Origin of the sequence: Aeromonas sp. s13, assembly GCF_040907905.1 — a bacterium.
In the GTDB taxonomy this organism is placed as follows: Bacteria; Pseudomonadota; Gammaproteobacteria; order Enterobacterales; family Aeromonadaceae; genus Aeromonas; species Aeromonas veronii.
The window spans coordinates 159,823-171,914 of sequence record NZ_JBFOCS010000078.1 but is presented as its reverse complement, the minus strand read 5'-3'; the positions used below and the strand labels follow the sequence as shown (position 1 = coordinate 171,914).

Below are 12,092 nucleotides of genomic sequence, written 5' to 3'. Positions count from 1 at the left end.
GGGGCTGATGCGCACACCTACCGATATGCTCTGCCTGCGGGCCGGCAACCGCTCTTTGCTGATCCATCTGCCCAGCTGGCGTTGGCTGGCTCTGCTGGCCATGGCGCTGCTGGCGCTTGCTCTGCTGGCCCTGAGCGTTGGCGGCGGCAAACTCGGCTTTGCCGGGGTGGTCAACACCCTGTTGGGGGAGGGGACGCGGCTTGAGCAGCTCACCCTGTTCAAGATCCGGCTGCCGCGCATCCTTGGGGTCGTGGTGGCGGGGGCGGCCATGGGGCTCTCCGGCTGTCTGGTGCAGACTTTGGTTCGAAACCGGCTGGCCACACCCGATATGGTGGGAGTCAACAACGGCGCCTCTCTGGCCATCATCGTCTTCTCCCTCTACCTGACGGTAGGCAGCTGGCCCTGGTGGGCTGCCCCCATCGGCGCTATCTTCGCGGCGCTGGTGCTCTATGCCCTCTGCCGCAAACCGGGTGAGCAGGGCTATCTGTTCGTGGTGATCGGCATCGGCCTCTCCGAGCTGTTCGAGGCGCTCGGCCAGTTTGTGATGTCCACTCAGGCCCTGCTGCACCTGAGCTCCCTCTATCTGTGGAATATGGGCAGCTTTATCGCCGTGGGTTACAGCACCATCACCCCCATCGCCATTCTGTTGCTGTTGCTCTGCCCGTGGATCGTCTATCTCTCCCGCGAGCTGGCGGTGCTGCGCTTTGGTCCCGAGATGGCCAGAGGGCTTGGCGTCAACGGCGATCGGGTACAACTGGGCATTCTGGCCCAGGCCATTCTGGTGGCGGCGCTCGGCACCGCCATCGGCGGCCCCGTGGTCTTTATCGCCATGGCGGCCCCCATTCTTGCCTCCTGGCTGGTGAAAGACCGAGTGGTGCCGCTCTGGCTGGCGGCACTCAGCGGCGCCTTGCTGCTGCTTGCCAGCGATACCTTGGTCCGGGTGCTGGCCAGCCCTCACGAGGTGGCGACCGGCATCATGACCCGCATTCTCGGCGGCCTGTTGCTGCTGTTTCTTCTCGTTAACGATCGCCAGAGGGCTGACTGATGACGCTCACCGTAAATCGCCTCCACTTCGCCTATCAGCAGACCCCCATTTTGCGGGACATCTCTTTCAGCGTGCCGAGAGGCAAGCTGGTGGGGATCGTCGGCCCCAACGGCTGCGGCAAATCGACCCTGCTCAAGCTGCTATCCGGCCAGATGAAAGCCCAACGCGGCGAGATCCTGCTCAAGGGCAAGCCGCTTGCCAGCTACCCCATGAAGGGGTTGGCGCGGGAGCTCGCCTATCTGCCCCAGCGGCCGACCCTGCCTGCCGGCATTCTGGTGGAGCAGCTGGTGCAGTATGGCCGCCACCCTCATCAGGGCTGGTTCAATCAGTGGGGTGAGGAGGATGCCCGCATGGTGCGTATTGCCTGCGAGCGGATGCAGCTTGAAAGCATCTGGCAGCAGAGCGCAGCGTCCCTCTCCGGCGGGCAGGCACAGCGGGCGTGGCTTGCGATGATCCTGGCGCAGGACAGCGACATGGTACTGCTCGACGAGCCCACCAGCGCCCTCGATATCGGTCACCAGACCGAGGTGATGGAGGCAATCCACCGCATCACCGCCGAGGGCAAAACCGTGCTGCTGGTGATCCACGATTTGGCGATGGCGGCCCGTTACTGTGACGAGCTGATCGCCATTGGCGAGGGGACCATTGCCGCCATGGGCCCGGCCCGTGAGGTGGTGACCAAGTCCCTGATCGACCGGCTCTACCAGACCAGTGTTGACATTCTGCATGCCCCCGGCGACGGGGCGCCCATTATCGTGCCCCGTCGTCACGAACATGGCCGCGCCCTGCGTTCGGCGAGTTGAGTCATATGGGCCTGCTCTGTGGGCCCACCGAGTGTATTCACGCGGCCGATTATCCGGGCCGTGCAACGAGAAGGAGTGAGATGATGAAGCGTTTTGCCGCCCTGGCAGCAGCCATCCTGATGCTGGCCGCGCCGTTGGTTCAGGCGCAGGAGATGCGTGAAGTGACCGATGCGTTTGGCCAGAAGGTGCAGGTGCCAGTCCAGCCAACGCGGGTGGTGGTGCTGAGCGAGCTCGAACTCGACAGCACCCTGACCCTGGGGCTGACCCCCATCGGCGCCGTCAATGGCCGTGGTCAACCCACCTTGCCTCGCTATTTGCTGAACAAGGCGGGCATGGGGATCCAGGTGATCGGCGATCTCGACAGCCCCAATCTGGAGTCGCTGATTGCGCTGGAGCCCGACCTTATCCTGACAGGCCAGACCCGTCCCGAGCTGCTGACCTTGCTGGGGGAGATCGCGCCGACCGTGGTAACCAGCAAGTGGGGTGAGCCGTGGCAGGATAGCTTCCGCCGCACCGCTCACACCCTTAACCGCGACCAGCAAGGGGATACTTTCTTGCTGCAGTATGCCGAGCGGTTGACTCAGGCTCGCAGCAAGCTGGCAAATCATCAGGGGGAGAGCATCAGCATAGTGCGCTGGAACCCCAAGGGGCCGAGCTTCATGTATCAGGGTACCTTTGCCAGCAGCGTAGTGGAGTCGATGGGGCTGGTACGCCCAAGCAAGCAGCAGGGGACTGGTGCACCCCACTCACCGGCGCTGAGTCTGGAGTCCCTCAACCTGCTGGATGCTGACTGGCTGGTGGTCGGCACTCTGAGCGCCAGCGGTGATGCGGTGGATGCCATGCGTCAGGCGGAGCAGACCCCGGCGTTTCAGCAGTTGCCGGTGATCAAGGCCAAGCGCTTTGGCGCCGTGGACGGGTCGCTCTGGACCTCCAGCGGCGGCCCGCAGGCGGCCCTCAAGGTGATCGAGGATGTGGAGCAGTTGCTGGCAACCCGCAGCTGAGTGCTATCGCGCGCCAGAGGTTGACCACACGAACAGGTTGATCAAAAGAAGAGGGGGGCTGATGCCTCCCTCTTGCGTTGTCACTGTCTATCGTGACCTTTTCGGCGAGCCAGAGCCGTTTATTGCGGCTGGATGGCTGTCACTGTGAGCTTGCCGCTCTGGCTTTCCGCATGAAAGTGGATGGCATCCCCCACCTTCAGCCCCTTGAGCTGGGCCGGAGCTGCCACTCGAAAGACCATGGTCATGGCGGGCATCTTGAGATTCTCGATCGCCTCGTGCTTGATGCCGACCTTGCCGCTCCCCTCATCGAGGCGGGTAATGACCCCCTTGGTCATCACCATTGCGGCCTGTTCGCTCATCTCACCCGTCTGACTCATCTCGTGCCCTTCATGGTGCATCATCTCTTCGGCTTGCAGGTTGGTGTGGGTGGCAAAGCCAAGCAGCAATGTCAGGGTCAGCGTCTTGTAGTTCATGATGGTTTCCTCATCGTTCAGTCAATATGGATCGTTAAATCGGGTTATTCGGATTGCGGGTTCGCGCCCTTGCCAAGGCTGCGGCTGCGCCACAGGTAATAGGCCGCTGGCAGCACCAGCAGGGTCAGCACCAGCGCGCTCACCATGCCGCCGATCATTGGGGCGGCGATGCGCTGCATCACTTCGGATCCGGTGCCGTGGCTCCACATGATGGGCAAGAGGCCCGCGATGATGGTGACCACCGTCATCATCTTGGGACGCAGGCGCAGGGCGGCGCCCTGGATCACCGCCCGATGCAGACCCGCCTTGTCCGGCTTGCCGCTGGCCACCAGGTCATCCCAGGCGTGGTTGAGGTAGACCAGCATCAAGACGCCGGTTTCCACCGCCACCCCCGCCAGAGCGATAAAGCCCACCCCGACCGCCACCGAGAGGTTGAAGTCGAGCAGCCAGAGGGTCCAGATCCCGCCCACCACCGCCAGCGGCAAGGTGGTGAGAATGAGCAGTACCTCCTGAACGCGGCGAAACGCCAGATAGAGCAGCAGCACGATGATGGCGACCGTCAGCGGCACCACGTAGGCGAGGCGGGCCTTGGCCCGCTCCATGTATTCGTATTGGCCGGACCAGGTGAGGGCGTAGCCCGCCGGCAGCACCAGCTGCTTGCCCACTTCGGCCTTGGCCTCATCGACGAACGAGCCGATATCGCGACCGCGAATATCGACGTAGACCCAGCCGTTGAGGCGCGCGTTTTCACTGCGCAGCATGGGGGCTTCGTCGCTGATGTAGACCCGTGCCACATCCGCCAGCGCGATACGCGCGCCGCTCGGGGTGACCAGCGGCAGCAGCTCCAGACTGGCCACCGAATCGCGATAGCTCTGGGGGTAGCGCAGGTTGATGGGGTAGCGCTCGCGCCCCTCGATGGTCTGGCCCACCTCCATGCCGCCCACCGCGGTGGCGAGCACCGCCTGCACATCGGCGATGTTGAGGCCGTAACGGGCCGCTTTGAGCCGGTCGATATCCACCTTCACATAGCGGCCACCGGCCACCCGCTCGGCATAGACCGATGAGGCGCCTTCCACCTTGCCGACGATCTGTTCCAGCTGCTGGCCGAGCTGCTGGATCACCTTGAGATCGGGGCCCGCTATCTTGATGCCGACCGGGGTCTTGATACCGGTGGCCAGCATGTCGATGCGGGTCTTGATGGGGGGCACCCAGGCGTTGGTGAGGCCGGGGAAGCGGATGAGGGAGTCGAGCTCCTCTTTGAGCTTCTCCGGGGTCATGCCGGGGCGCCATTGAGCCCTGGGCTTGAGCTGGATGCTGGTCTCCATCATCACCAGATCGGCAGGGTCGGTGGCCGATTCGGCGCGCCCCGCCTTGCCGAACACGTTCTGCACCTCGGGCACGGTACGAATCAGCTTGTCGGTCTGCTGCAATATCTCCCGCGCCTTGCCCACCGAGATATTGGCTGCGGTGGTGGGCATATACATGATGTCCCCCTCGTCCAGCGGCGGAATGAACTCGGAGCCCAGGTACTTGAGCGGCCAGAAGCCCGCCACCGTGACCACGGCGGCGATGGCCAGAGTGGTTTTCGGACGAGCCAGCACGGCTTTGAGCAGTGGCACATAGCCCAGGCTGAGCCAGCGGTTGAGCGGGTTGGCCTGCTCCGCCAGCACCTTGCCACGGATGAAGTACCCCATGATCACCGGTACGAGCGTGATGGCGAGCCCAGCCGCCGCCGCCATGGCGTAGGTCTTGGTGTAGGCGAGGGGGTGGAACATCCGCCCCTCCTGCGCCTCCAGCGCAAACACTGGCAGGAAGCTGATGGTGATGATCAGCAGGGAGAAGAAGATGGCGGGCCCCACCTCGATGCTCGCCTCGGTGATGATACGCCAGCGGTTCTTGTCGGTGAGCGCCTCCCGCTCCATGTGTTTGTGGACGTTCTCGATCATCACGATGGCGCCATCCACCATGGCGCCGATGGCGATGGCGATGCCCCCGAGCGACATGATGTTGGCGTTGATCCCCTGCAGTTGCATCACGATGAAGGCGGTCAGGATGGCGATGGGCAGGGTGATGACCACAACCAGGGACGAGCGCAGGTGGAACAGGAAGGCCAGACAGACCAGCACCACCACGGCAAACTCCTCCAGCAGCTTGCCGGAGAGGTTGTCGATAGCGCGCTGGATAAGGTCGGAGCGATCATAGACGGTGACGATCTCCACCCCCTCTGGCAGGCTGCTCTTCAGCTCATCCAGCCGCGCCTTGACCCCGTCTATGGTGTGCTGGGCATTCTCGCCGTAGCGCATGACGATGATGCCGCCCACCACTTCTCCTTCGCCGTTGAGCTCGGCGATACCGCGCCGCATCTGGGGACCGGTGACCACATCCGCCACGTCACCCAGCAGCAGCGGGGCGCCGCGCACATTGGTACCGAGCGGGATCTGCTTCAGATCCTCGACGTTTTTCAGATAGCCGTTGGAGCGCACCATGTACTCCGCTTCCGCCATCTCGATGACGGAAGCGCCGGTCTCCTGGTTGCCCTGTTTGATGGCAGTCTCGATAAGGGAGAGCGGAATGCCGTAGGCGCGCAGCTTGTCCGGATCGACCCGCACCTGATACTGGCGCACCATGCCACCGACTGTAGCGACCTCGGAGACCCCCTCCACCGTCTGCAACTCGTACTTGAGGAACCAGTTTTGCAGCGAGGTGAGCTGGCTGAGGTCATGCTTGCCGGTTTTGTCTACCAACGCGTACTGATAGACCCAGCCCACCCCGGTGGCATCGGGGCCGAGCTGGGGGCGGGCGGAGGCGGGCAGGTTGGGCGCGACCTGGCTTAGGTACTCCAGCGCCCGGGCGCGGGCCCAGTAAAGATCTGTGCTGTCGTCAAACAGCACATAGACGAAGGAGTCGCCGAAGAAGGAGTAGCCGCGTACCGTGGTCGCCCCCGGTACCGCCAGCATGGCGGTGGTGAGCGGGTAGGTGACCTGATCCTCCACCACCTGGGGCGCCTGGCCCGGGTAGGAGGTCTTGATGATCACCTGCACGTCGGAGAGATCCGGCAGGGCATCCACCGGGGTTTGCTTGACCGACCAGAGCCCCCAGGCGGTGAGCATGAGGGTCAATAACAGCACCAGAAAGCGGTTGCCCACGGACCAGCGAATAATCGAGGGGATCATGGCTTGGCTCCCATATCGTGCTGGCTATGGTCCATGCCTTCCATCTCATCCGCTGCGGGTTTGGCTGAGTCGCCGATAGCGGGCGCTTGCTCCTGATGGATGGTGGTGATGCGGTACTCATCCCCCTCCTGCATCACTTGCAGGTGCAAGGTCTGCCCTTCGGCCAGCTTGCTGATATCGACCCCGTCGGCGACGGTGAACTCCATCTCCATGGCGGGCCACTGCCACTCGGGGATGGGCTGGTGGGAGACCATCAGGGTTCGGTTGGCCAGATCGATGCTTTCAACCTCGCCCTGAGTCCACACCTGGGCGGGGCGCACTGCCGTCATGCGCTGGAAGTCCGAATCGATGGCCGACTCGGAGTCGAGCAGGAACTGGGCCGAGCTGACGATGTTATCCCCAGCCTCTACCCCTGCCTTGATGGCAACCTTGTCGCCAAACTGGGGGCCGAGAGTGACGGCGACCGACTTGAAGTTGCCATCCCCCAGCGCCAGCACCAGCCGATCCTGACTACCGGTGCGGATCACCGCTTCGCTCGGCACCACCAATTGCGGCTCTCCCTGCCCGGTGCGAATGCTCACCTTGGCAAACATATTGGGTTTCAAAAACTCGTCCGGGTTGTCAAAGCGCAGCCGCACCTTGAGGGTGCGAGTAGCGGCATCGAGGGTCGGATAGAGGTAATCCACCTTACCTTGCCAACTGCGACCGGGGGCATAGTCGAGAGTCATGGTGACCGGATCCCCCACCTTCAGCTGGGCGGCTTGACGCTCGAACACCTCGGCACTGACCCACACCTTCTTGAGGGTGCTGATGTTAAAGAGCGCCGCAGCGGGCTCCACATACTGGCCCTCGCGCACCTTGAGCTCGGAGACATAACCGCTGCTGGGGGCGTAAATGCTGATGGTTTCGCGCACCTGACGGGTACGTTTGAGGGCCGCTATCTGATCCGCTGGCACCTGCAGGGATTTAAGCTTGCCCTCGGCTGCGCGCAGCAGCAGGGGGTTGGCTGTGTTGAGGGCGAGCAGGTATTCGTGCTGGGCGTTGACCAGATCCGGCGCGTAGAGCTCGTAAATCAGGCTCCCCTTGCTCACCTGCTGCCCCTCGCTCTTGATTGCGAGGGTGCGGATCCAGCCCGCCATGCGGGCGTTGATCGCCTCCAGCCGATCCTCGTCATACCCGACATAGCCCACCGTCTCGATCTGCTGGTGGATTGGCAGTCGCTCGACCTTAGCCAGTCGCACCCCCAGGTTCTGCTGGATCTCGGGGCTGATGGTGACGGTGCCCGGCGAGCCGTTTTTGTGTTCCTCATAGACGGGGATAAAGTCCATCCCCATGTTGTCCTTGGCAGGTGCATCGCGCTTGTCGCGGGGATCCATGGGGTTGACCCAGTAAAGGGGCGTCTTCTCTTTGGCGCTTGCGCCATCGGAGGTATGTTTGGCGGCCCAGTAGCCGCCACCGGCGCCAAGGGCGAGCAGCAGGGCCGACATCAGGATGTTCTTGTTCATGACTGGCCTCCGGCGCGGGTCTGCATGCAGAAAGTGCAGGAGGGTAATGCGCCCGCAAAGGCAGCAACCTTGGACGGTGAAAAGTGGGCTGGTGACATAATACGTCTTCTCTTTTGCAGGCCGCCGGTCGGGTGAGGTGCAAGGCATCACCCAAGGGGCTGGCGGCAAACGGGGCGCAGCTGTATCAGTGCGCACGGCTCCCTGTGAGCGGACCGGTTTGGCCGGGGCACAGGGTCAGGCAAGGCGGCAGGAAACGGGCAAGTTAAAGCTTGCCTGTGCCGCAAGAGAAGGACTTTCTAGTGGCGTAACACCGACAGCATCAGATGTCGGCGCGGCCAGGAGGGAGGGTGAGTGCCGCGCGAGCGCAGGAAGGGATCCCGCAACCAGTTATCAAGCAGTGACGCTGCGACGTTGTTGCCAAGTAGAAAGGGAAAGAGCAGCAGAGCGACCAGTACCCCAAGCAGAGTCATCGCGCCGAAGGAGGAGGCATTGATGCCTGTCTGCATCTGGCACTCATCGCCCATGGCTGACCCCTCGTCTCCCTGATGGCAGGAGAGGGTCATGACATCGCCCGGGTTATCCATAGCGGGCATTGCATGAGAGATATCGCCATCCGCCATCGCCATGGATGAATCGAACATCACCATCGATTGGGCGCTGCTTGGGGTCGGCTCGGAGGAGAGGGGAGAACCATGCCAGCTGATGCAGAGAGTCAGATTGCAGACGAACAGCAGCGCCAGCAATAGCCGGGCCAGAGCAACAGAGGGCAATCTTGCAGCAAGCTGGGTGAGTGACAATCCGGGCATCCTTCGGGAGCAGATGGCGGGACTGTAAACCTTGCCACGAGGTGAAGGTCAATGGCGCCGGTGATGTCATAGAGGTGCTGTGTTGGGGGGATATTTAAGCAATGCTTAACCATTGCGTATGCCCAACCCTAATGAAGCATGCCTCTCATCCCGTTAGGATGCCCCCTGTCAGTTACCACGATGGCGTGATGGTTCACTCTTTTGCTTCGGCATAAATGATTGCGGCAGGAGTGCTTGCCGACCTTATCCATCCCGTGACGCCATTAGCGAGCAGTATAAAGCCGCAGGTCTCCCGGATGCTGACAATCAAAGAGTCAAACCGTGTTTTTGAGCAGCACACCTTGCCGGGTGCTCACCATGTTCACTATTCAGGAGTATTGAAATGCAGCCACGACTGCTGTCGCTGATGCTTGCCGCTTTGCTGAGTCCATCAGCCATGGCTGGCGGCCTTGCCCTCTACGAGACCAGCACTGCCAACAGTGCGCTGGCCAACGCAGGGTCTGCCGCCCGTGCCCAAGGGGCAGATACTATCGCAAGCAACCCGGCCGGTATGACCAAACTGGAAGGTACCCAGTTGCAGGTCAATGGCGGTGTGGTATACGGCGACCTTGAGCTGGATCTGGACAACGGCGGTAACAACGGTGGAAATGCCCTGCAGACCGCGCCGCTCGGCAGCCTCTATCTGACTCATGCCATCGACGATCAATGGGTCGCAGGTATCGGCGTCTTTGGCAGTCACGGTCTGGGTATCGATTATGGCGATGGCTGGGATGGTCGTGGTTATACCCAGTCGGCCAAGCTGACCGGCATCGCCTTTGCTCCTAGTCTGGCGTACCGCATTGACTCAAATTGGTCAGTGGGAGCCAGCCTGATCGCCATGAATGGTTCGCTGGAAGCCTCTGTGGATCTGACGTCCGGAATGGGGGAAGGGCGGGAATTCTCCAATAGCGACTGGGCGTATGGCGCCTCCTTCGGGGTACTTTACGAGTTGGATCAGCACTCCCGTATCGGCCTGAGCTACTTCTCCGAACTGAAGTGGGAGCTGGAAGATCAGCTCTTCCCACGTGCTGATGTGGCAGGTCTAGGGGTCGAGATCATGATTCCGCAGACCATTACGCTAAGTGGCTATCACCAGCTCAACGACCAGTGGGCCTTGCTGGCCAGTGCCAACTGGCAGCAGTGGTCCAGTTTTGGCGATATCGGTGTGGCATCTGCCATGGGCAGCCAAACCATTGATATGAATTACAAGGATACATGGCATGCCAGCCTGGGGGCTCAGTTTGATGTCACCCCTGCACTGCGTTTGAGCAGCGGAATTGGCTATGACAGTAGTGCAGTAAGTGATGAGTTCCGTACCGTGATGCTTCCAGTGGGTTCTGGTTGGCGCTGGGGTCTGGGGGCCAGTTATCAGTTGAGCCCAGCCACCAAGGTGGAAGCCAGCTATACCCTGGCCTGGCTGGGTGATATGCCAGTGGATCAGGACGGGATCGGTCGCCCGCACTTGTCCGGCAGCTACAACAACAGCTACCTGAACTTCTTCAACATCGGTGTGCAACACCAGTTCTGAGTTGTGAGCCTTGCAAGCCTTCACTGGTTGGGGGCTTCTTCATCCTGCCCGTCGCGCCGATCCTGCCCGTCGCGCCGATCCGGCGCGTTATTAGCTGGGTGGCTCGTGAGGTCCACTTGTTTGCTCATCCGTTACTCAAGGAACAACATCAAATGTCATCACAATCAACCTCTGCGTTAGCGCGGTGGCTTTGGCGCCTGACGTTTATATTGGTCACGGTCGCTCTGGTTGTCTTCTTCTCGAAAGGTGCCCACATCGATCCAATTGAGGCGACCAGGTTCAACCATGCTTTGCCAGCCATCATGGTACTGCTTGATTCCGAGATCTTTATGGGGGTGATTACTGTGATCACTCTCTATGTGGTCCTCTATCTGGTCTATCTGCTGTGGCAACTGCATGAGATCGCTGTGCATCGTGCCAAGGTGTCTGAGTCGGTGCATATCACCCTGGTGTTTGCGCTCTCCTTGTGCGGACTGTTTATCGACAAGACCTGGTGGGTGCTTGCCGTCATCATCGCCTTTGCTCGTTGGGATGTGCTGAGCGAGCGGATGAGCCTTATTATCGGCCATGGTATTCGACGTGGTCGTCATGAGGGGGAGGCATCATGAAAGAGATCCTGCTGCCCTATATCCTGATCGTGTGGTTGCTGGTCAAGCTGAACATATTGCCTTGGAACCTAAAAACTGGTTTTTGGAGTACCGCAATTGGCGCGTTATTGGCGCTTGGTTTGTTGACTACTTCTCGCCATTTGGCTCCGGTGGATTTTACCGATTCAGCGACAGTCAAGGCACCTCATGCGGTGTTGGGACCCTTACTAGGCATCAACCAGTTTCATCAGATAGATCAGATTTATGTTGCGCATAATCAGCGTGTTGCGCGTGGTCAGCCCATTTATAGTCTTGCGGACTGGGAGAGTAACGGTAAGTCTCAGGCGTTGAGCTATCAGATTGACGCCCAGCATGCCCAGGTGGCGTCAGAGGTAAGCCAGCAGCGAGCGATCCAGTCACGACTGAACCTCAATCACAAGGAATTGGCTCGGCTGACCCAGTTGGGTAACTTTGCCAGTATTCAGAGCCGTGACCAGCTGCAGACCCAAATTGATGGCGATCTGGCGCAACTGAGTGCCAGTGAAGCGAAGGTTCAGGCGATTGAAGCTCAGGTGCTGAATCTAGAGACAGAGCTGGCCTTGCAGGAGCGACGGAATGAAGAGAAGGTGATCAGGGCTCCGTTTGATGGTCAGGTCTCGATAGTCAATATTGCCAGCGGTTCCCGTACCGGCAACATGCACCTATACGACACTTCTCGCAAGTTTCTGGAGTTTCGCATTCCGGATCAGAGTTTTCGCAACATAGCACCAGGCCAGTTTGCCGAGTTTTATGTAGATGCCTATCCCGGGCGCATCTTTCGGGCACGGGTGCACTCAGTACTTACTGGTACGGGGGAGGCCCAGATGAGTGTTGCGCAGGGGGATCAAGATGTACGACAGCATGTGGGCAACAACATGTCGAGCCATGGCCGGACAGTGGTACTCGACATGCTGGTGCCGGACGGTGTGGACCTGCCAATTGGGGCAACCGGCTCAGCCTGGATTTCGGCACATAAACCCCATCCGCTGCTTGGCTTTATCGACATCATCGGTGCCGCCACCGTACGCCTCAAGGCGATGAAGGCCTATCTGTTTGCGATGTAACGGAGTGACATAAAAAGCCCCTCCGTGAG

The 12,092-nt window shown here is 60.8% G+C and carries 10 protein-coding genes; 6 read left to right on the top strand and 4 right to left on the bottom strand.

Annotated features, from left to right (window positions below; all coding sequences use genetic code 11):
- Window positions 1–7 precede the first annotated feature (7 nt).
- From AB5Y82_RS17840 to AB5Y82_RS17830, 3 genes are all read left to right on the top strand, one after another.
- The gene (locus AB5Y82_RS17840; protein ID WP_368174324.1) at window positions 8–1,045 is read left to right on the top strand and encodes a FecCD family ABC transporter permease; all 1,038 of its coding nucleotides are present in this window, start codon (window positions 8–10) and stop codon (window positions 1,043–1,045) included.
- Entirely contained in the window at window positions 1,045–1,848 is an 804-nt protein-coding gene (locus tag AB5Y82_RS17835; protein WP_005337795.1) for an ABC transporter ATP-binding protein, read from the top strand. Before AB5Y82_RS17840 ends, AB5Y82_RS17835 begins: the two co-directional genes overlap by 1 nt.
- A gap of 83 nt (window positions 1,849–1,931) precedes the next feature.
- Complete coding sequence (locus AB5Y82_RS17830) at window positions 1,932–2,849, top strand: ABC transporter substrate-binding protein (protein ID WP_368174333.1); 918 nt, start codon at window positions 1,932–1,934, stop codon at window positions 2,847–2,849.
- A gap of 119 nt (window positions 2,850–2,968) precedes the next feature.
- Here AB5Y82_RS17830 and AB5Y82_RS17825 read toward each other — a convergent pair whose 3' ends face one another.
- The 4 genes from AB5Y82_RS17825 to AB5Y82_RS17810 form a co-directional block, all read right to left on the bottom strand.
- Window positions 2,969–3,322: a copper-binding protein gene (locus AB5Y82_RS17825; RefSeq protein ID WP_368174323.1), complete on the bottom strand. Its 354-nt coding sequence runs from the start codon at window positions 3,320–3,322 to the stop codon at window positions 2,969–2,971.
- 44 nt (window positions 3,323–3,366) lie between these two features.
- Complete coding sequence (locus AB5Y82_RS17820; RefSeq protein WP_368174322.1) at window positions 3,367–6,495, bottom strand: efflux RND transporter permease subunit; 3,129 nt, start codon at window positions 6,493–6,495, stop codon at window positions 3,367–3,369.
- On the bottom strand, window positions 6,492–8,000 hold the full coding sequence (locus tag AB5Y82_RS17815; RefSeq protein WP_162632472.1) for an efflux RND transporter periplasmic adaptor subunit: 1,509 nt from the start codon (window positions 7,998–8,000) through the stop codon (window positions 6,492–6,494). The genes AB5Y82_RS17820 and AB5Y82_RS17815 overlap by 4 nt, the downstream gene beginning before the upstream one ends.
- A 296-nt stretch (window positions 8,001–8,296) precedes the next feature.
- Window positions 8,297–8,797, bottom strand: coding sequence for a hypothetical protein (locus AB5Y82_RS17810; RefSeq protein WP_368174321.1), 501 nt, complete (start codon window positions 8,795–8,797; stop codon window positions 8,297–8,299).
- 391 nt (window positions 8,798–9,188) lie between these two features.
- Here AB5Y82_RS17810 and AB5Y82_RS17805 point away from each other — a divergent pair, with 391 nt between their 5' ends.
- From AB5Y82_RS17805 to AB5Y82_RS17795, 3 genes are all read left to right on the top strand, one after another.
- The gene (locus tag AB5Y82_RS17805; protein WP_111899487.1) at window positions 9,189–10,373 is read left to right on the top strand and encodes an OmpP1/FadL family transporter; all 1,185 of its coding nucleotides are present in this window, start codon (window positions 9,189–9,191) and stop codon (window positions 10,371–10,373) included.
- A gap of 302 nt (window positions 10,374–10,675) precedes the next feature.
- Window positions 10,676–10,981 (top strand): hypothetical protein, encoded by a 306-nt coding sequence (locus AB5Y82_RS17800; protein WP_021231217.1) that lies wholly within the window; start codon window positions 10,676–10,678, stop codon window positions 10,979–10,981.
- Window positions 10,978–12,063 carry an HlyD family secretion protein gene (locus AB5Y82_RS17795; RefSeq protein ID WP_005361696.1) on the top strand — a complete coding sequence of 362 codons (1,086 nt, stop codon included), beginning with the start codon at window positions 10,978–10,980 and terminating at the stop codon, window positions 12,061–12,063. Before AB5Y82_RS17800 ends, AB5Y82_RS17795 begins: the two co-directional genes overlap by 4 nt.
- Window positions 12,064–12,092 lie beyond the last annotated feature (29 nt).